Below are 20,869 nucleotides of genomic sequence, written 5' to 3'. Positions count from 1 at the left end.
TGTAATCTATTTGTATATAAGTTATTATATAATAAGGGGTAAAGAATTAGACATATGCAATTAGCAACGAGGAGGTAACAAAAATGAACAGACTCAAGAGCACGGTTATAGCCATGGGCTTATCTGCTGTTTTAGTAACGTCATTAACGGGTACAAGCTTTGCAAATACCATTGTACATGAAAAAATAAAGGAAGAGATCATATCCAGTGGAGTTACATATAAAAACATCCTTCGTTTTACCCAAAGTGGTTGGTTGAATTTAAATGCGGTATATATCAATTTAAACGACCACAATACAGAATTGGATGTTTTAACAAGTTCAAACGGCGTATCCACCAAGGAAACGTTATCCACTATGGCAAAGCGAGAAGATAACCTTGTAGCGGCTATCAATGGAGATTTTTTCTATATGCTGAATCCAGATTCTCCATTGGGCGCCATTGTAAAAGATGGAAAGATGATCAGTAGTCCAATTACAGTTCATAACTATGCTACCTTTTTTATCGATAACTACGGACAAGCTTTTGCAGACTACTGGACTCATAAAATATCTGCAAGTACAAGCAGTGGCGTCAATATACCCATTGCCTCCATCAATAAATATACGGATGAATACCAGTATATCATGCTCATTGATAAAAACTGGGGCACCCATTCTCCAGGATTCAATGGCAATTTACAAGCTATGGTAGAAGTTGTTGTAATCGATGGTGTTGTTACAGAAATTCGTCAAAACCAACCATCTATTCCAATTCCTGAAAACGGTTATATATTATTGGCGTCCAAAGGAAAGTCCCAATGGGCACAGGCAGACCAACTGCTTTCTAGCGTCAATATTGGAGACAGAATAGAAATACACACCGATGTGAATCCTAGCCTAGAAAATATTAAACTTGCCATGGGTGGAGGAACAACCTTAGTGAAGGACGGACAGATTGCTAATTTTACGCAAACTGTTTCCGGTGCTGCCCAAAGAACGGCCATAGGAATTACGAGAGATCGTAGTCAGATCATTTTTGTAACTATAGATGGAAGACATAGCTCATATACCGGCGTGGACGGGAAGCAATTGGCCCAATATTTAATCGAGCTGGGAAGCTATGAAGCAATTTTAATGGATGGTGGTGGTTCCACTACCATGGTGAAGCGAGATCAAGGTGCCTTCAATTCAAAGGTGGTAAACCATCTTTCAGAGGGCTCTGAGAGAAGAATCACCAACGGTATTGCAGTAATATCAAAAGCACCAGTGGAAAGTCTACGTGGTATCAATGTGGAATCCGACGATACAAATAGCTTCGTTGGTGTTTCACGCCAAATCGCTGTGAAAGCCTATGACAAAAACTACAATCCAATCCATGTAGATCCTTCGCAGGTTCGTTTTTCTATTAAATCTGGAGAGGGAACCTTTAATGGAATGAATTTTACCCCAACGAAATCTGGAAGGACCGTAGTCGGTGTTGAATATTTAGGTGCTACAGCAGAATTGACCATCGACGTTTTAGGAGAGATTTCCCATATGAAGATTACACCTGAAACAGCGCAGCTCAACTATGGACAGAGCAGAAGCTTTAATGTGGTCGCTGTAGATACAGATGGATATAGTGCGAAGGTTCCAGCCAAAGATATTCTATGGAAGGACTTACAAGGACTAGGCTCTTTTAAAGATGGCGTTTACACTGCTGGAAGTAAAAGTGGCTTAACAAAGCTACAGGCTACCATCGGGAATCATGTAGCAGAGGTGAATGTTGCAATTGGATCAAACAGCGCTGTCATTAACGGATTTGAAGCGTTAAATGTAGGATTTCTTCTTTATCCACAATCTGTAACTGGTAATATATCCTTAGATTCCAATGCCAAGGAAGGAAAATATTCTTTAAAGCTAGAATATGACTTTACACAGACCGACGAAACGAGAGCAGCATATATTGCCTTTGATGGAAATACCAAAATAACCTCCCCTGCAAATAGTCTAGGGGTTTGGGCATATGCAACAGAACCATCAACCAATTGGATCAGAGCAAAAGTGAAGGATGCAAGTGGTGCAGAGCATGTAATCGATTTGAAGAAAAATATAGATTGGACAGATTGGAAATACCTCACAGGGAATTTACCCGCAAATTTAGTATATCCAGTTACTGTAGAAAGACTTTACGTTGTTGAAACAGATAGTGCTCAAAAAGGAAAAGGACAAATTCTATTTGACGGCTTAGAAGCGATTTACGGTATCAACACACCTTCTAATATTCCTTCAGCCACTGTAATTAAAGATAAATACAATAGACCGTATGAAGTGCAAGGAGAGCAGTTATTTGTATATGGTGGTATTCAGTTTAAGAACTATACTTTACTGGATCGAATTGTCGGCAATAAGATAAGCAGTGTCATCAACAGCAATCATGTGGCCTCTTTATTTACTGGAAGTGTCGATGCTAGATTGAGCAATGGGATTCAAAAACAAATAATTTCAGCGAAATCTGGATATGGCTCTTACGAGCAAGGCAATAGCCTGATTATACAATTAGATACCTTAAATGATGGATTGAGAAAAACAAATTTTGATCAGTGGCCATGGCTTCAAAACCTATTAAGAAGCACCAACAAGAAGAATGTGTTCGTTGTAATGAACAAGGCCATCTATGGTAATGGAGGATTTACAGACAAATTAGAGGCAGACCTATTGATGGAAACCTTTGCAGAACTGGCGAAAGCAGGAAAACAGGTATTTGTTCTATATGAGGGACAAAACTTGGCAGTGGACATCATCAATGGTGTAAGATACATTTCAACGGGTTGTTACAATAACAGTACCTCAAATAACCCGCAGGCAGCCTTTAAGTATATCGAATTCAATATGAACAATAACGAAGTGACCTATCAAATTAAACCTTTATTTGAATAGATCGCAATAAAACCCCATCTTCTTTTAAAGGGAGCTGGGGTTCTTTATAGTTCCTATAAACATTGTATCAATTGTTTTTCCGTTATGATATATTGAACAGGGATATCGTATTGTGAGGTCGGGACTTTATCAATGAGCTGCATATCGAAGGCTAAAGACACTGTCGTAGCATGTGCTGATAGCCTTGGGATAAATCGATCGTAGTAACCGCCGCCGTATCCGATGCGATATCCACTTTGATCAAAGGCAACACCGGGTACAATGACTAAGTCTAGGATACTAGGGTCCACAGGTCGGAGGGCCTCTTCCTTCGGCTCCATCACACCAAAATGACCTACCTGTAAATCCTTTTCAAAGTCTTTTAGCTCTGATACAATGAGCGCCTTTGTTTTGGGAACGGTTACAGGAATGAAGACTCTTTTACCCGATTTTTGCAGATCCTCTATAATATATTTTGTAACAACTTCTTTTCCAAAGGAAATATAAAGCATAATATTATTTGCTTTTTTGTAGAAATTTTGTTGAGATAGAATATTAAAAATTGAAATGCTGGTATTATTTACAACTTCATCAGAAATAAGACTTTTTTGTTGTAAAATATTTGCTCTAATTTCTTTTTTCATATACGAACCTCCTAAGGTATTGAAATTATCAGTATCATATTGTTATTATAACAAATTATTGGAAATGAATACAATTGAATTTATGTCGGAACTATTGTTATAATGTTTACATAGAAAAATGTTGAGGATTCCATAACGATGGCGTATATTTTAACAAAAGTAGGATAAAAGTCATTATTTGATTTAATATATTAAATTTGAGTATTTTTAGAAGGAAATTATAAATAAGTGTCGAAGAATAAAGATAGTCAGTGGGAGTTGATGAAGGTGATTGAATTAAGAAATGTAACGAAAACATATTCTACAGGTGTACAAGCCTTAACCAATATAAATTTAAAAATAGAAAAAGAAGATTTTGTATTTTTGGTAGGACCCAGTGGTGCTGGTAAATCTACATTTATCAAACTAATTTTAAAGGAAGAAGAACTGTCGGATGGGAGTATTCTCATCAACGGGCAGGATGTAACGAAGCTATCCAAACGTAAAGTACCATATCACAGAAGAAATATCGGGATTGTCTTTCAGGATTTTAGACTGCTTCCCAATAAAACCGTCTATGAAAATGTAGCCTTTGCCATGGAAATTATAGAAGCTTCTTCAAAGGAAATTAGAAGACAGGTTCCAATGGTATTAGGGATGGTAGGGTTAAGTGATAAAGCTACTTCATATCCCCATCAGTTATCCGGTGGAGAAAGGCAGAGAGTATCCATTGCTAGAGCAATTGTAAATAATCCAGCCATATTAATTGCCGACGAGCCCACAGGAAATCTAGATCCAGAGACGGCCTGGGAGATTATGAAGGTGTTGAAGCAAATTAATCGGCGTGGTACCACAGTCTTAATGGCGACCCATGCAAAGGACATTGTAGATGTGATGCAACAACGTGTAATTGCCTTAGAAAAGGGTAGGGTTGTTCGCGACCAGCAAAGGGGGGCGTACGGCTATGAAGGCTAGGACCACAAAATACATTTTTAAGCAAGGCTTTACAGGACTCTGGCGGAACAGAGGAATGACTGTAGCTTCCATTAGCTCCGTTGCAGCATCTTTGATGATTTTAGGATTGGTGATTACTTTAGTTTTAAATATTACAAATGCAGCATCTTTAGCACAAATGCAATTTGACGAAATACAAATATATCTTCAGGATGATTTATCCGTAGAAGAAATTGAGGGTATAGGAAAAGAAATAGAACAGATACAGGGCATCTCCTATGTTACTTATGAAACGAAGGAAAGAGCCTTAGAGAAGATGAAAGAAAAATGGGGAGAGCAGGGATATTTACTAGAAACTTTAGAGGAAAATCCACTTCCCAATTCATATATAATTCAGGTTGAAAATTTAGAGTCCGCGGATAGTGTAGTAAGTGCTTTAAAATCTTTACAGGGAATAGACGAAATAAAATATTATAAAGAATTGGTGGACCAGTTGTTAAATGTAGCAAAGTTCATTAGGACTGTTGGTCTCGTCATTATATCCATTCTAGTCCTTGTTGCGATTTTCATTATTTCAAATACCATAAAGCTGGCTTTAAATGCAAGAAGGCAAGAAATTGAAATTATGAAGGATGTTGGTGCAACCAACTGGTTTATAAGATGGCCCTTCCTTCTAGAGGGAATGCTGTTAGGGCTGATTGGTGCTGCATTGTCCATAGGGATTGTATACTTTGGATACCAATATGCATTTAATTTAATTACGAGTAAGTTTTATGTTGTATTTGGTAGTTACATGATCAGTGTCAATACAATGTTGAACAAAATTATATGGATGTTTGGGATTTTAGGCACCGGTGTAGGGGCATTAGGAAGTATTATTTCATTAAGACGATATTTAAAGGTCTAAAAACATACAACAGGAGGAAAAGATATGAAAAGGAAGCACGGCATGGCTCTTCTAATTATATTAACCATGGCAACGACGTCTCTATTCTCATTTGCTGACACAGCAAAGCAAATTACGGATGACCTGAATGCAAAGAAGGCAGAGCAGAAAAAGCTTACCAATGAAATCAACAAAGTAAAGAAACAGGAAACACAGGTATTGGCAAAGATACAAAGTTTAGAGGGTGAAATTGATCGTTCAGAAGGAGAGATTGAAACCTTAAAAAATAAAATATCCAACACAGAAAATAGAATTAGTACAGCAATACACAATATCGAAGTTGCGGAACAAAATATTGGACATAAGCAAGATGTGATGGGTGAAAGAGTCAATATCATGTACAGAAATGGCAATATTGGATATGCAGAGGTTTTGTTAAACTCCAAAAGTCTTACAGATCTTTTGACAAATTTAGATATGGTAAAAAAAATAGTGAATCATGATGTAGAACTATTAAAAGAGATGGAAGCTCAAAAGGCTATTATTGAAGAAGAAAAAATGACCCTAGAAAATCAAAAGAAACAATTGGTTAGCTTAAAAGCCAGCGTAGAAGAGAAGCAAGAGAAATTGGTGGTATCTAGGGGTGAGCAAGAGAAGTACCGAAAGGATCTAGCTCAAAACAAGGTGGAACTAGAAAAAATGTTGGATCAGAATAAAAAAGATGCTGATAATCTTACCAATAAGCTGAGAAGTTTACAATCCAGCAGTGCATACGTAGGTGGTGTGTTGCAGTGGCCAACGCCGGGATATACAAACATAACATCCCCCTTTGGAAATAGGATACACCCTATTTTAAAAACTAAAAAATTCCATACGGGGATTGATATTGGTGCACCAAACGGGAAAAATGTAATCGCTGCAGGTGCTGGTAAGGTTATCACTGCAGGTACCTTGGGAAGCTATGGTAAGGCTGTAATCATCGACCATGGTGGTGGTATCATGACCTTATATGCACATAACTCAAAGCTATTGGTTTCCAATGGAGATACGGTTACCAGCGGGCAAGTCATCGCCTTGATTGGAAGCACTGGAGCTTCTACAGGACCACATTTACATTTTGAGGTTCGTAAAAATGGTCAATATGTGGATCCAATTCCATACTTAAAAGGAAAATAAGATTTTAAGTACCAAAAATAAAATTTTTCAAAAAATCAAGGATATCTCTCCTTGATTTTTTAGCTATCCAACAGGGGATTCAGCATTAAAAATAATTGAACTAAAGTCTGGATAATTTTGAATTTTTTAAGTGGTTGCGGTATAATATTAAAGAATATACCATAAACTAAATGACAGCGTGGAATAAATCAAAGGGGAGAAAAAATATGATAAGTAAAAGAAAAGCTGTAATCGGAGCCCTACTAATTTTTGCTTTAACCACTATTCTAAATTTCACTGTGGGAAGCTTTATTACTTCACCACTGGGATTTGGATATGCACTCACAAAAAATGAGAAAGCGGCTTACGAAAAATTCATAGCTCTTAAAGCACATTTACTGAAAAATTATTATAAGGAATTAGATGAAGATCAATTAATAGAAGGTGCTATTAAAGGAATGTTTGAGAGCATCGGCGATCCATATACACAGTACATGGGGGCAAAGGAATTTGGCGATTTAATGACCAGCACAAAAGGAACCTATGGTGGAATTGGTGTTATTGTAACACCGGGTGAGGATGGCTACGTAACGGTGGTATCTCCAATTGAAGATACGCCTGGGGAAAGAGCTGGGCTCATACCTGGGGATAAAATCATTGCTGTCAACGGAGAATCTATATCTGGAGATAAATTGGATTATGCCGTTAGCCTAATGAAAGGAGACCCTCAAAGTGAAGTCAAATTGACCATTTTAAGAGAAGATAAGAAAGAAACCTTTGAGGTCGCCATTGTTCGAGAAGAAATACGTTTAAAAACTGTTAAATCAGAAGTTCTACAAAACGACATCGGATATCTTAGAATTACCATGTTCGATGAAAAAACTGCAGATGATTTTAAAACTCACCTAAAGGATTTAAAGGCAAAGAATATTAAAGGGCTGATTTTAGATTTAAGAAATAATCCGGGTGGATTATTAGATGAGTGTGTAGAGATTGCAGATGAAATATTAGGGGAACAGGTTATCGTTTATACAGAAGATCGCAATGGCAACAGAAAAGTAGAAAAATCCGACAAAAGACAATTGGAAATGCCTTTAGCGGTTTTAGTAAACAAGGGAAGTGCCAGTGCCTCTGAAATTTTATCAGGAGCAATTAAAGATGGTGGTCAAGGCACCATCATAGGAACCACCACATTCGGTAAAGGTTTGGTACAGCAAGTTAGACCTCTTGCGGACGGAACTGGTTTTAAATACACAATTTCAGAATACTTTACGCCAAATGGCACGAATATTCATGGTACAGGAGTCGTTCCAGATATTGTAGTAGAGCTTCCAGAGGAAAGCGAAAATCAAGGGGCTGAAAAGCAAGAAGATGTGCAGCTAAATAAAGCCATCGAAGTTATTCGAGAAAAAATTAAAAAATAAGATTTGTTCGCTCCGGCGCACAAACTTTATGTCACATTGAACTCTAGATAGACCTTGGAGTTTCAAGTGCTGAAAATAAATGATAAGAATCCTCAATTTTGGGGATTCTTATCATTTTAAGCACTTTGAAATTCAATAGATAAAGAAATCGTATTGACATCCTAATTTTAGAATAATATAATTGAAATATCGAACAAATGTTTGTTGAAAACGGAATATTACATAATTTTAGAAAGATATTATGTTAACCTAATGTGATATACTAAGGATAATGAAAATAGTGAGGAGATATACAAATGGAGAAATTTCAGATTGTATCCAATTATCGTCCTACGGGAGATCAGCCAAAAGCCATAGAAGCTTTGGCAAATGGCATTAATAAAGGGACTAAGCATCAGGTGTTACTGGGTGTTACAGGGTCAGGAAAAACCTTTACCATGGCCAATGTCATAGAAAAGGTGCAAAAACCGACTTTAGTCATTGCCCATAATAAAACTTTGGCAGCCCAGCTATGCAGTGAGTTTAAAGAATTCTTTCCAAATAATGCTGTAGAATACTTTGTGAGCTATTACGATTATTATCAGCCAGAGGCTTACGTCGTTACCAGCGATACCTATATAGAGAAGGATGCATCCATCAATGATGAAATCGATAAGCTCCGCCATTCAGCCACATCAGCTTTACTGGAAAGACGAGATGTGATTATCGTTGCCAGTGTTTCTTGTATCTATGGCTTGGGAGATCCTACGGAATATAAAAACTTAATGGTTTCCCTCCGTTCTGGGATGGAAAAATCCAGGGAAGAAGTTTTAAAGCAATTGGTAGATATTCAATATGAAAGAAATGATATTAATTTTATCCGAGGAACTTTTAGAGTGCGCGGCGATGTTGTAGAGGTTTTCCCTGCATCCTCCTCAGAAAACGCCATTCGACTGGAGTTTTTTGGAGATGAAATAGAGCGAATATTAGAAGTGAACTCTTTAACGGGAGAAATTATTGGCGTAAGGCAGCATGTGTCTATTTTCCCTGCTTCCCACTATGCTACAGGAGCAGACAAGGTAGAGAACGCCATCAAAGCCATCGAAGTGGAGCTTGAAGAGAGAATTAAGGAATTTAAAGGAGAGGAAAAGCTCATTGAAGCTCAAAGAATAGGTCAGCGCACCATGTACGACATTGAAATGCTCAGAGAAGTTGGTTTTTGTCAAGGCATCGAGAACTACTCCAGACATTTAACCAGTAGAGAGCCTGGCAGCAGACCCTATACCTTAATGGACTATTTCCCAGAGGATTACTTAATCATCATAGATGAGTCCCATGTTACGGTTCCTCAAATTCGAGCCATGTATGGTGGCGATCGCTCTAGAAAGGAATCCTTGGTGAACTACGGCTTTCGATTACCATCTGCTTATGATAATCGACCATTGAACTTTGAAGAGTTTGAAGGTTTAGTAAATCAGATTGTATACGTCAGTGCAACGCCAGGTCCATACGAAATGGACAAGACTCAGAATATCATAGAGCAGGTCATACGGCCTACGGGTCTCTTGGACCCAATCATCGATATTCGTCCGATTAAAGGGCAAATAGATGATCTCGTTGGAGAAATAAGAAAAAGAACTGAGAAAAACCAGAGAGTTTTGGTTACAACACTGACTAAAAAAATGTCGGAAGATTTAACAGATTATTTAAAAGAAATTCAAATTAAGGTAAAGTACTTACATTCAGATATTAAAACCATTGAGAGAATGGAGATCATAAGGGATCTTCGTTTAGGAGAGTTTGATGTTTTAGTGGGTATCAATCTATTGAGAGAGGGTCTTGATCTACCGGAAGTATCCTTAGTTGCTATATTGGATGCGGATAAGGAAGGCTTTTTAAGATCTGAAACCTCATTGATACAAACCATTGGTAGGGCAGCTAGAAATCTAGAAGGTAAGGTTATTATGTATGCCGATCGGATTACGAGATCCATGCAGGTTGCAATTGACGAAACCAATCGAAGAAGGAAGCTGCAAGAGGAATATAATATAGCTCATAATATACAGCCGAAATCCATTGAAAAGGGGATTCGTGATGTGATCGAAGCAACGAAGGTTGCAGAGGAAGAAGTGAAATATGGAAAAGAAGCAAGTAAGAATAATTTAAGCAAGGAAGAACTGGAGAAGGTCCTTCAGGATCTTGAAACTGAAATGCTTCAGGCTGCCACCGATTTACAGTTTGAGCGAGCGGCAGAATTGAGGGATAAAATTCAATCATTGCGAGCACAGCAAAAGTAGGAAGAAGGGATATCGTGGTAAAGGATAAAATCATAATTAGAGGGGCAAAGGAAAATAACTTAAAAAATGTTGATGTAGAAATACCTAGAAATAAATTTGTCGTGATGACCGGGTTATCCGGTTCTGGCAAGTCTTCCTTAGCCTTCGACACCATTTATGCAGAGGGACAGAGAAGATATATGGAAAGCTTGTCTTCTTATGCACGACAGTTCTTAGGGCAAATGGAAAAGCCAGATGTGGAATATATTGAAGGTCTTTCTCCTGCAATTTCCATCGACCAAAAAACGACCAATAAAAATCCAAGATCGACGGTTGGAACGGTTACGGAGATTTATGATTATTTGAGATTATTATTTGCTCGCGTAGGCGTTCCCCACTGTCCTGTGTGTAACGTTGAAATTACACAGATGACAGTGGAGCAAATCGTAGATAAAATCATGGAACTAGAGATGGGAACAAAGCTGCAGCTGTTGGCTCCTGTCGTTCGAGGAAAAAAAGGAGAGCACCAAAAGCTCATAGAAGAAATAAAAAAAGAAGGCTTTGCGAGACTTAGAGTCAATGGGGAAGTAAAAGATATCTATGAAGAGATTAAACTTGCTAAAACGAAGAAGCATGATATTGAAGTCGTTGTAGACCGAATCGTTGTAAAAGAAGGCATCGAATCGAGACTAGGAGACTCCATTGAAACTGTGCTGAAGCTCAGTGAAGGGCTAGTCATTGTAGATGTCATTGGTGGAGAAGAAATCCTGTTTTCTACAAAATTTGCCTGCCCAGAGCATGGTATCGGCATTGAAGAGCTGGCACCTCGTATGTTCTCCTTCAATAGTCCATTTGGTGCCTGCCCAGAATGTAATGGAATCGGTCATATGAAGAAGGTGGACCCAGAATTGGTCATTCCAAATAAGAATTTAAGCATTCGACAGGGCGCCATTGTACCGTGGAGTGGTTCCGGCAATGCAAATGACAATACTTATTATTTTAAAATGCTGGAGAGCATCGTTGTTCAATATGGATATGATGTAGACACCCCAGTCAGTGAATTTCCTAAGGAACTGATGGAAGACATCTTATACGGTACAGGGAAAAAAGAACTAAAATTCCGATATGAATCTAAATTTGGAGGAGCGCGGGAATATTCGGCGGTCTTTGAAGGTGTGATACCAAATTTAACGAGGAGATATAATGAAACCAACTCCGACTATATTGTAGATAAAATCGAAGAATACATGGCTGAAATTAAATGTGGAACTTGTAAGGGTGCTAGATTGAAGGATGTTATTCTAGGGGTTACTGTTGGTGGTAAAAATATTGCCGAAATAACAGATTTCTCGGTAAAGGATGCCAAGAAATTCTTTGATACCATAGAATTTGATGATAGAAAAGCTTTTATAGCAAGACAAATATTAAAGGAAATCCAAGCGAGATTAGACTTTTTAGTAGATGTGGGATTGGATTATTTAACCCTATCCAGAAATGCAGGTACTCTATCCGGTGGAGAATCCCAGAGAATTCGTTTGGCCACTCAAATTGGTTCCAGTCTAGTGGGGGTACTTTATATTTTAGATGAGCCTAGCATTGGACTGCACCAGAGAGATAACGAGAAACTACTAGGTGCTTTAAGACATTTAACGGATATTGGTAATACGGTCATCGTTGTAGAGCACGATGAGGACACTATGTTTGTCGCAGACCATATTATCGATATTGGCCCCGGTGCAGGTATTCACGGTGGTACCATTGTTGCACAGGGAACCGTTCAGGAGATCATGGAGTCCGAAGAATCCATTACAGGACAATATTTAAGTGGCAAAAAGATGATTCCGATTCCAAAGGAAAGAAAAAAGCCCAATGGTACATGGATAAAAATCCTGGGCGCCAATGAAAATAACCTAAAGAATTTAAATGTAGAGATTCCTCTGGGGATATTTACCTGCGTTACCGGCGTTTCTGGCTCTGGTAAAAGTACCCTAGTGAACGAAATTCTATATAAAAGAATAGCCCAAGATTTAAATGGAGCAAAGTCAAAGCCAGGTGTCCATAAGGATATCAAAGGGCTGGAGCACATCGACAAGGTCATCGAAATCGATCAAAGCCCTATTGGAAGGACGCCACGTTCCAACCCAGCAACCTACACCGGAGTATTCGATGATATTCGAGATCTCTTTGCTCAGACCAACCAAGCGAAAATGAAAGGATATCAAAAAGGAAGATTCAGCTTTAACGTGAAGGGCGGTCGATGTGAAGCCTGCGGTGGCGATGGGATCATAAAAATTGAAATGCACTTTCTTCCAGATGTTTATGTGCCCTGTGAAGTTTGTAAAGGAAAGCGATACAATAGAGAAACTCTAGAAGTCAAATATAAAGGAAAGACAATTTCCGATGTTTTAGAAATGAATGTAGAGGAAGCCCTAAGCTTTTTTGAAAACATCCCTAAAATCCAGAGAAAAATGCAGACACTACACGATGTGGGCTTGGGTTATATTAAACTGGGACAACCATCGACTCAGCTATCCGGCGGAGAAGCACAGCGAATTAAACTTGCCTCTGAGCTCAGTAAGCGAAGTACAGGGAAAACATTGTATATCTTGGATGAACCGACAACGGGCCTTCATATTGCTGATATCGATAAACTGATAGAAGTATTACAAAGACTGGTTGAAGGTGGAAATTCAATTTTAGTTATTGAACATAATTTAGATGTAATTAAGACTGCCGACTATATCATAGATCTAGGTCCAGAAGGTGGAAGTGGTGGAGGAAAGATCATTGCCACCGGAACACCGGAAGAAATCATCAATAAAAAAGAATCCTATACAGGTAAATTCTTAAAGCCTTTCATACAAAAACAGAAAAATTAGGGCTAATGCACTAGAAGGGTATATAAAGGACTTTATTCATATATAGAGAATATATGTTGTAGAGTTTATTTATTAGGAGATGATGGACATGCTAAATACGTTCTTTCATGTAGGAAAGACTATAAAAATAGAGGCTAATGTGATTCCTTCCTATTTATTTTTCAGAGGAATGATTGAAAATATAGAAGATAATACACTCAAGATCAAAATTGATGGCTACTATGTGCAAAAAGATCCCCAACTGGTAAAATGTACGATTACAGATGAGACCAAGTCGAAGGTCTGTTTATTTGAGACCATAGTCAGTCGAGCTTTGGGTGACTATCTGTGGCTAGATATGCCAAAGGAGGAAAACATCAGCATTGTTCAAAGAAGAGAGTACATCAGAGTTTCTTTGGATAAAGATGTGAACTGCTATTTAATAGGAATCAATGAAAGAAAGGTAGAAAGCAATAAGGTATTTCCAGCAAAAATTAAAGATATTAGCGGTGGCGGTGTGTTGTTAAACAGCTCTTTATCTCTGCCTCCAGGTACGGTTTTAGTTTTTGAACTTGAATTGGACCAGAACAAGTTTTTGTTGACAATTAAGGTTTTAAGAAATATGGAAAGCGAAATGAATGGTATGAGGGATTTAGGTTGTCAGTTCATCGGCATTGATGAAGGCGACCGTCAAAAAATAATCGCATACTGTAATAAGGAACAGATGATTTTAAAGAGAAAAAGCAAAGCATTCGCATAATATGAGGCCTATACCACTTTTGAAATACGGTATGGGCTTTCATTGTTCATAGGACTATTTATAATTTTTCATAAAGTGGTAAAATATAAGATGTGGCGCAGTCAGTTTCGCTACTGAAACTATTGAAAGTAATTTTTGAGGGTATGTCGCAGTCTCACAACTCAAATTTGTTCACTCCTTCTAGTCGTGCAAATTTGGTGTTCGCTCTGTTGACCTACCATCAATTTATTGCTTACTTTGGTCGCATAAATCGGGTTAGGTCATAAAAAGGAGGGATAGTATGTTTGATTTAAAGGAAAAACTTAGAACTTTACCGGAAAAACCCGGTGTTTATATGATGAGAAATGATAAAAATGAGATCATATATGTAGGAAAGGCCATATCCCTTAAAAATAGAGTAAGACAATATTTTCAGTCATCAAAGAACCATCCGCCAAAGGTGAAAGCCATGGTATCTCATATTGTCACATTCGAGTATATCGTTACAGATACAGAACTGGAAGCCTTAATTCTAGAGTGTAATTTAATCAAAGAAAATAGACCGAAATACAATGTTTTATTGAGGGATGATAAAACGTATCCCTATATAAAGATCACCACCAATGAAGAATATCCAAGAATACTGAAGACGAGAAAGGTAATAAAAGACAAAGCGAAATATTTTGGACCCTATACCAATATTGGGGCACTAAATGAAACCCTGGATGTGATTCACACCATCTATCCCATTCGAACCTGCAATAAAAATATTGAGCGAATGATCGCTAATAAAGAGCGACCTTGCTTAAATTACCATATAAAAAAATGCATTGGACCTTGTACGGGTCTCGTTACAAAAGAGGAATACCATCAGATGATCCATGATATCATCCTGTTTTTAGATGGAAAAGAAGACGAGCTGGTTCGAAAAATAGAAGAAAAAATGAAAGCTGCTGCTATTTCAATGGATTTTGAAAATGCAGCAAGATACAGGGATCAGATCATCGCTTTAAATAATATTGTAGAAAAGCAAAAAATCGTATCGGTGGCGGAGCAGGACCAAGATGTTATTGCAATGGCCAAAAATGAAGGCAACACATGGATCCAAGTATTCTTTATTAGAAAAGGAAAGCTAGTTCAGCGAGAGCATTTTATCTTGAAGGATACGGAGGACGACAGCAATCAAGAAATTATTGCTTCATTTTTAAAGCAATTCTATAGCGGTGCTACATTCGTACCAAAGGAAATCCTTATTGAGGAAAGTGTCGAGGATCTAAACGTATTAGAAGAGTGGCTCAGTGGCAAAAGAGGAAATAAGGTCAGCATCAAAGTGCCACAAAAAGGAGATAAAAAGGAACTTTTAGATATGGTAAAGAAGAATGCGCTGATGACAATGGAGCAGGCAACAACTGTCATCCAATTAGAAAAAGAAAAAACGGAGGATACCTTAATAGAGCTTGCTCAGCTATTAGATTTGGAGGAAGTACCTTACCGTATTGAGTCCTACGATATCTCCAATATTCAGGGCGTGGAATCCGTTGGTTCCATGGTGGTATTTGAGGGCGGAAAATCTAAAAATAAAGACTATAGAAGATTTAAGATTAAGACAGTGAAGGGACCCAATGATTATGCCAGCTTAGAGGAGATCATCACACGAAGATTTAAAAGAGGTTTAGAGGAAACACAGGATATCATCGAGCAATCCTTAGAAGTATCGGAAGGAAAGTTTGCAATTTTTCCAGATTTAATCATGGTAGATGGCGGCTTTGGTCAAGTCACCAGTGTTAAAAAGGCTTTGCATTCTTTAAATTTAAATATTCCTGTATGTGGCATGATCAAGGACGATCGACACCGCACCAAGGGATTGGTCTATGAAGGAGAAGAACTTTCTATAGAAAAGACATCCCACCTTTTTAGACTGATAACGAAGATACAAGACGAGGTCCATCGATTTGCGATCACATATCACAGAAGTCTGAGAAAGAAAACAACACTACAGTCCATACTAGAAGAGATACCTGGCGTAGGTGAGGCTCGAAGAAAGGCTTTAATGATCCATTTTGGGTCCATCGACAAAATAAAAAATGCCACAGTGGAGGAACTATTAGAGGTACAAGGGATGAATCGAAAGGTAGCAGAGAATATAGTAGAATACTTAAATAAGTGATAAAAATATAAATTGATACAATCGAAATGTTATGAAATGGGGGTAAAATGTAACAAAAAAGTTTTCTGTCCCATTTCACTCCTCTTTCGTTACAAGTTTAATATTTTTAGAAAAATTGTGGTATATTTAAGATAGACAATAAGTATAGACATAATTTGAATAATTGGCAATGAAATGGGGGATGTCTATGATTGTTGTATGAATCTATGTAAGAAAATTTTGAATTCTTTATGTTATCAATGTTAAAGGAAGGAGAGAAAGTTTATGAGTAAATTAAGAGGAAATAAATTGTTGATATTACTGTTACTTATAATTGCGTTGCTCCAGTTGAACTTTGTATATGCTAGTGAAGAAAGAGTTGAGAACTATATCGATGAAAACAATATGGTTACACCTAGTGAAATTCATCATCCGCACCCATGTCATCCGGGAGATTATCACAGACACTGCGATAAACCACTAGATATAAGAGATGATTGTGGCTGTTATTTTTATAAATATGTATGTTGCTGTGGAAGGGTTATGGATTTCGGTGTAGAATACTGTCAAAAACATGTAAACTAAAATTAGGAAACAGTCAGATAGGAAAAAATATATAGCAAGTGTTTCCAAAGAAAAAATTAGGATAGATTGTTGATTGATTGAACTTAATTAGAATAATTTTCTATCTTAAGTTAAGTAACAAATTAAAATTTAAAGAGAGGAGTTACATATTTATGTTAAAAAAAACAAAGATGATTGTAATCTGTAGTTTAGTTATGGTTATGTTGATGGGTTCCATGAATGTTTTTGCAAATAATGGTTATATTGATAAACTTCGTATAAATATAGAGGAAGCGGAAATAAAAAGCCAAATGATACTAGATCAAGTTAAAGAAGAAGAAAAAGAATTACTTAAAAAACTTGAAATGTTTAATAAGGATTATCACGGTACTCAAGAAATAACTCCTTATGAATTTCCAGGGGAGCATTGGTGTCATCCAGGAGATCGGCATGATCGTTGTATTGAGCTAAAACCTAAAGCGGACGTTTGTGGATGTATTTATAGTGGATACAAGTGTTGTTGCGGAGTAATAGTTAAAGCTAACGTAGCATATTGTGATTCTCATGGATGGAATTAGGCGATAGTCTAAGTGTTTCAAATTATTTTGCTGAACAGAAGTATAAATAATTTAAAAAGTAATATCTCTAAATGATAATAAATCATTTAGAGATATTACTTTTTAAATTAGAAATTTACATATTTAAAACCTGCTTATGATGGTACGCAAATTAGCGTATTATACAAGTACTAATTCTAATGAAATACTATTCTTTTCTATCTAAAAAACCTTATCCTATAATAGATATTCCAACCTATGAACCATTGTAATAATTGCATTATTTAATATTTTCTGATAACATAGATATAGATATAAAAATTTAAAGGTATATAGAGAATTCTATATACCTTTAAATTTTTCTCTATAAAGGAGATATGACATTATATCGTTCATTGGCTTTACGTTAAAAAGGAGGAGAAACATGGATAAAAATTACTTAAGCAAGGAAAACTTTGAAAAATTATACGAAGTAATAAAGGAACATAAAGATACGAAAGGACCATTAATGCCTGTTCTGCACGAAGCACAGAAGATATTTGGGTGCATCTCTTTAGAGGTTCAAAAAGAAATATCTGGGAAGATGAGTGTGCCTTTAAGTGAGATTTATGGTGTTGTAACATTCTACTCTCAATTTACATTAGAGCCAAAGGGTAAATATCATATCGGTGTATGCTTAGGAACTGCCTGTTATGTCAGAGGGTCTCAGGCCATTATAGATAAAGTAACGGAATTAACTGGTGTTGAAATCGGAAAAACATCATCCGATGGGAGGTTTTCTCTAGAGGCGACAAGATGTATTGGTGCCTGTGGATTGGCACCAGTTTTAAGTGTGAACGACGAAGTATACGGTAGATTAACTGCCAATGATATCGCAGGAATTTTAGAAAAGTATTAAGGGGGAATTTTAGTGAAATCTATGGAAGAACTAGAAAAGATTAGACAGGAATACTTAACTAAGATTAATATCCGTAGAATAAAAGAAGGAAAAGGTGCGGTAGGAGAAGTAGCACCGTTCAATATAGGAGATGGTGCTAGAAAGCATGTTTTAGTATGTGCTGGAACGGGATGTACCTCTTCAAAATCACCTCAGATACAGAAGAAATTTGAGGAACAAATAGAGCAAAACAACTTAAACGATGAGGTGAAAATAGTAAAGACAGGATGTTTCGGCTTCTGTGAAGCAGGACCCATCGTCGTGATTTATCCTGAAGGAACATTTTACAGCCATATCAAGGTGGAGGATGTAGAACGTATCGTAAAGGAACATCTTCTAGAGGACATGGTGGTTCAAGATTTAGTTTTTAAAGAGTCCATTCAAGGAGACAAGATTATACCGATAAATGAGGTAGAATTTTATAAAAAACAGAAGCGTACCGCTTTAAGAAATTGTGGATTGATCAATCCCGAAGATATTAACGAATACATCGCTTTTGATGGATATAAAGCCTTAGCCAAAACACTGACCACCATGACCCCAGAGGACGTCGTTGCTGAGATTAAAGCATCGGGACTGAGAGGAAGAGGCGGTGGTGGATTCCCTACAGGGATGAAATGGGATTTTACTGCAAAGGCAGAAGGAAAAGAGAAGTATGTGGTTTGTAATGCAGACGAAGGAGACCCAGGAGCGTTCATGGACCGCTCCATATTGGAAGGAGACCCCAACGCATTAATAGAGGCCATGATCATCTCTGGATATGCAGTAGGAGCTCAGTGGGGCTACGTCTATGTTCGTGCAGAGTATCCAATTGCCGTTGGTAGATTGGATTTAGCCATCAAACAGGCCAGAGAAAAGGGGCTGCTAGGAAGCAATATCCTAGGGACGGATTTTAGCTTCGATATGGAGATCAGACTAGGGGCAGGGGCTTTTGTATGTGGAGAGGAAACAGCGCTATTAAACTCCATTGAAGGTAAACGAGGTATGCCAAGACCGAGACCGCCATTCCCAGCTGTGAAGGGATTATGGGGTAAGCCGACATTAATCAATAACGTGGAGACCTTTGCTAATATACCGCAGATTATTTTACATGGTGCGGAAGAGTTTATAAAAACGGGAACGGAAAAATCAAAAGGAACGAAAGTATTTGCCTTAGGAGGGAAAATAAATCATACAGGTCTTGTAGAAATCCCAATGGGTACCACATTGAGAGAGATTGTATATGAAATCGGTGGCGGAATTCCAAATGGTAAGGCATTTAAAGCAGTACAGACAGGAGGACCTTCCGGCGGATGTATCTCTGTGGAACACTTAGATACGCCCATAGATTACGACAATCTAATAGCATTGGGTTCCATGATGGGCTCCGGTGGTATGATCGTTATGGATGAAGATAACTGTATGGTGGACATTGCTCGATTCTTCCTAGATTTTACAGTGGATGAGTCCTGTGGAAAATGTACCCCTTGTAGAGAAGGTACCAAAAGAATGCTAGAGATTCTTGAAAGAATAACGGAAGGAAAGGGAAAAGAAGGTGATATCGAAAGATTGGAAAGCTTAGCGCAGTCCATTAAGATTTCATCCCTTTGTGGTTTAGGTCAGACCGCACCAAATCCGATACTTTCTACTCTAAAATACTTTAGACATGAATACGAAGCTCATATTCAAGATAAAAAATGTCCAGCAGGTTTATGTAAAGCCCTATTAGAGTTCTATATCACCGAGAAATGTATTGGATGTACCAAATGTGCTAGAAATTGCCCAGTATCCTGTATCTCTGGAAAGGTAAAAGAGCGACACGTCATTGATACAGAGGCCTGTATTAAATGCGGCAACTGTATGGCAGTATGTCCAGTAGGTGCGGTTATTAAAAAGTAAACTTGTTCGCTTGTACTTGAAAATTAAGGGAATTTGATTGGAGGGGGAAAAAATGAGCGACGTGACGCTTATCATAAATGGGGAAAAAGTAACCGTTCCGGGAAATTATAAGATACTTCAGGCAGCAAGGGAAGTAGGCATCGATATACCGAATCTTTGTTATGACCCAAATTTGGAAGTGGCAGCAGCCTGTAGACTCTGTTTAGTAGAAATTGAAGGGAATCCTAAGCTTCAGACATCTTGCTCGATGGAGGTTTCAGAAGGAATGGTGGTCCATACAGAAACAGAAAAAATTGTTAGGGCAAGAAAGGAAATTCTGCAATTATTATTGGATAATCATCCCAATGACTGTTTGACCTGTCAAAAAGCAGGAGAATGTTTTCTTCAAACCTATGCCTATAAATATGATGTGAAGTTTAGAGAACATGAAGGTGCATATAAGGCGAATTATGTAGATACAAGCAGTCCATATATCCTAAAGGATGATGCAAAATGTATTGTTTGCGGTAAATGTGTCAGAACCTGCGAGCAAGTGGCAGAAAGAAGTGTGTTGACATTAGCCAACAGAGGCTTTCACACCAGAGTGGTAGCCGATGCGGATTTGACCCTAGAGGAATCCAGCTGCGTTTCCTGTAATCGATGTGTCGCCGTATGTCCCGTAGGCGCACTCTTAGACAGACGAATGCTCGGAAAGGTCAGAGTGTGGGATGCAGAGGCCACAGAATTTAAATGTAAGGTATGTGAATACGGCTGCGATTTTGAGGTGCTATCTAAAAAAGGAAAGAATATTGCCGTAAGAGCAAAAGCGCCAGCCAATGGTAGACCTTTATGTCTCAAGGGAAGATTAACCTCGGAATTTACGAAGCTAGATCAACTGCAGCAACCTTATAAAAAGGAACATGGTAAATTCTTAGAGGTAAGCTGGAAGGAAGCTTTAGGCTTAACGGATATCGTCGATAAGCTAGAAAAAATAAAGGAATTGGATTAAAAATTTTTTAAGAGAGGAGGCTGAGG

15 protein-coding genes are annotated in these 20,869 nt (G+C 37.8%); 14 read left to right on the top strand and 1 reads right to left on the bottom strand.

Features of this window, described 5'->3' with window-relative positions; translation table 11 throughout:
• Positions 1 to 83: 83 nt before the first annotated feature.
• Positions 84 to 2,900 carry a phosphodiester glycosidase family protein gene (locus CLOS_RS11780; RefSeq protein ID WP_012160104.1) on the top strand — a complete coding sequence of 939 codons (2,817 nt, stop codon included), beginning with the start codon at positions 84 to 86 and terminating at the stop codon, positions 2,898 to 2,900.
• Positions 2,901 to 2,953: 53 nt separating this feature from the next.
• Here the strand turns inward: CLOS_RS11780 and CLOS_RS11775 are convergent, their stop codons facing one another.
• Entirely contained in the window at positions 2,954 to 3,523 is a 570-nt protein-coding gene (locus CLOS_RS11775; RefSeq protein ID WP_012160103.1) for a 5-formyltetrahydrofolate cyclo-ligase, read from the bottom strand.
• Positions 3,524 to 3,751: 228 nt separating this feature from the next.
• Between CLOS_RS11775 and ftsE the strand changes: the two genes are divergently transcribed.
• The 13 genes from ftsE (at position 3,752) to CLOS_RS11710 (ending at position 20,843) form a co-directional block, all read left to right on the top strand.
• A complete protein-coding gene (gene ftsE, locus CLOS_RS11770; RefSeq protein WP_012160102.1) occupies positions 3,752 to 4,477 on the top strand; it encodes a cell division ATP-binding protein FtsE in 726 nt (241 codons plus the stop codon).
• Positions 4,467 to 5,363, top strand: a complete 897-nt coding sequence (gene ftsX, locus CLOS_RS11765; RefSeq protein WP_012160101.1) for a permease-like cell division protein FtsX — start codon at positions 4,467 to 4,469, stop codon at positions 5,361 to 5,363. Before ftsE ends, ftsX begins: the two co-directional genes overlap by 11 nt.
• A 24-nt stretch (positions 5,364 to 5,387) precedes the next feature.
• Positions 5,388 to 6,518, top strand: a complete 1,131-nt coding sequence (locus CLOS_RS11760; RefSeq protein ID WP_012160100.1) for a murein hydrolase activator EnvC family protein — start codon at positions 5,388 to 5,390, stop codon at positions 6,516 to 6,518.
• A gap of 206 nt (positions 6,519 to 6,724) precedes the next feature.
• The gene (locus tag CLOS_RS11755) at positions 6,725 to 7,921 is read left to right on the top strand and encodes a S41 family peptidase (protein WP_012160099.1); all 1,197 of its coding nucleotides are present in this window, start codon (positions 6,725 to 6,727) and stop codon (positions 7,919 to 7,921) included.
• 296 nt (positions 7,922 to 8,217) lie between these two features.
• Positions 8,218 to 10,197 carry an excinuclease ABC subunit UvrB gene (uvrB, locus tag CLOS_RS11750; RefSeq protein ID WP_012160098.1) on the top strand — a complete coding sequence of 660 codons (1,980 nt, stop codon included), beginning with the start codon at positions 8,218 to 8,220 and terminating at the stop codon, positions 10,195 to 10,197.
• 14 nt (positions 10,198 to 10,211) lie between these two features.
• A complete protein-coding gene (gene uvrA, locus CLOS_RS11745) occupies positions 10,212 to 13,055 on the top strand; it encodes an excinuclease ABC subunit UvrA (RefSeq protein WP_012160097.1) in 2,844 nt (947 codons plus the stop codon).
• Positions 13,056 to 13,143: 88 nt separating this feature from the next.
• Complete coding sequence (locus CLOS_RS11740) at positions 13,144 to 13,794, top strand: flagellar brake protein (protein ID WP_012160096.1); 651 nt, start codon at positions 13,144 to 13,146, stop codon at positions 13,792 to 13,794.
• 280 nt (positions 13,795 to 14,074) lie between these two features.
• Positions 14,075 to 15,940: an excinuclease ABC subunit UvrC gene (gene uvrC, locus CLOS_RS11735; RefSeq protein WP_012160095.1), complete on the top strand. Its 1,866-nt coding sequence runs from the start codon at positions 14,075 to 14,077 to the stop codon at positions 15,938 to 15,940.
• A 264-nt stretch (positions 15,941 to 16,204) separates the two neighbouring features.
• Positions 16,205 to 16,504: a hypothetical protein gene (locus CLOS_RS11730; protein ID WP_012160094.1), complete on the top strand. Its 300-nt coding sequence runs from the start codon at positions 16,205 to 16,207 to the stop codon at positions 16,502 to 16,504.
• A 152-nt stretch (positions 16,505 to 16,656) separates the two neighbouring features.
• A complete protein-coding gene (locus CLOS_RS11725) occupies positions 16,657 to 17,061 on the top strand; it encodes a hypothetical protein (RefSeq protein ID WP_012160093.1) in 405 nt (134 codons plus the stop codon).
• 403 nt (positions 17,062 to 17,464) lie between these two features.
• Positions 17,465 to 17,938 carry an NADH-quinone oxidoreductase subunit NuoE family protein gene (locus tag CLOS_RS11720; protein WP_012160092.1) on the top strand — a complete coding sequence of 158 codons (474 nt, stop codon included), beginning with the start codon at positions 17,465 to 17,467 and terminating at the stop codon, positions 17,936 to 17,938.
• Positions 17,939 to 17,959: 21 nt separating this feature from the next.
• Complete coding sequence (nuoF, locus tag CLOS_RS11715; RefSeq protein ID WP_012160091.1) at positions 17,960 to 19,855, top strand: NADH-quinone oxidoreductase subunit NuoF; 1,896 nt, start codon at positions 17,960 to 17,962, stop codon at positions 19,853 to 19,855.
• 52 nt (positions 19,856 to 19,907) lie between these two features.
• Entirely contained in the window at positions 19,908 to 20,843 is a 936-nt protein-coding gene (locus tag CLOS_RS11710; protein ID WP_012160090.1) for a 2Fe-2S iron-sulfur cluster-binding protein, read from the top strand.
• Positions 20,844 to 20,869 lie beyond the last annotated feature (26 nt).

The sequence above is a fragment of the Alkaliphilus oremlandii OhILAs genome, from assembly GCF_000018325.1.
GTDB lineage: Bacteria > Bacillota > Clostridia > Peptostreptococcales > Natronincolaceae > Alkaliphilus_B > Alkaliphilus_B oremlandii.
The sequence above is the reverse complement of the archived record's forward strand: the minus strand, read 5'-3'. Positions and strand labels throughout refer to the sequence as shown.

Bases quoted from the DNA above. Each gene is read 5' to 3' on its own strand.
- CLOS_RS11760 (WP_012160100.1), top strand. From the start codon at position 5,388: ATGAAAAGGAAGCACGGCATGGCTCTTCTAATTATATTAACCATGGCA.
- CLOS_RS11730 (WP_012160094.1), top strand. From the start codon at position 16,205: ATGAGTAAATTAAGAGGAAATAAATTGTTGATATTACTGTTACTTATA.
- uvrC (WP_012160095.1), top strand. From the start codon at position 14,075: ATGTTTGATTTAAAGGAAAAACTTAGAACTTTACCGGAAAAACCCGGT.
- CLOS_RS11780 (WP_012160104.1), top strand. From the start codon at position 84: ATGAACAGACTCAAGAGCACGGTTATAGCCATGGGCTTATCTGCTGTT.
- CLOS_RS11740 (WP_012160096.1), top strand. From the start codon at position 13,144: ATGCTAAATACGTTCTTTCATGTAGGAAAGACTATAAAAATAGAGGCT.
- CLOS_RS11775 (WP_012160103.1), bottom strand. From the start codon at position 3,523: ATGAAAAAAGAAATTAGAGCAAATATTTTACAACAAAAAAGTCTTATT.
- CLOS_RS11755 (WP_012160099.1), top strand. From the start codon at position 6,725: ATGATAAGTAAAAGAAAAGCTGTAATCGGAGCCCTACTAATTTTTGCT.
- nuoF (WP_012160091.1), top strand. From the start codon at position 17,960: ATGGAAGAACTAGAAAAGATTAGACAGGAATACTTAACTAAGATTAAT.
- CLOS_RS11720 (WP_012160092.1), top strand. From the start codon at position 17,465: ATGGATAAAAATTACTTAAGCAAGGAAAACTTTGAAAAATTATACGAA.
- CLOS_RS11710 (WP_012160090.1), top strand. From the start codon at position 19,908: ATGAGCGACGTGACGCTTATCATAAATGGGGAAAAAGTAACCGTTCCG.
- CLOS_RS11725 (WP_012160093.1), top strand. From the start codon at position 16,657: ATGTTAAAAAAAACAAAGATGATTGTAATCTGTAGTTTAGTTATGGTT.
- uvrB (WP_012160098.1), top strand. From the start codon at position 8,218: ATGGAGAAATTTCAGATTGTATCCAATTATCGTCCTACGGGAGATCAG.
- ftsX (WP_012160101.1), top strand. From the start codon at position 4,467: ATGAAGGCTAGGACCACAAAATACATTTTTAAGCAAGGCTTTACAGGA.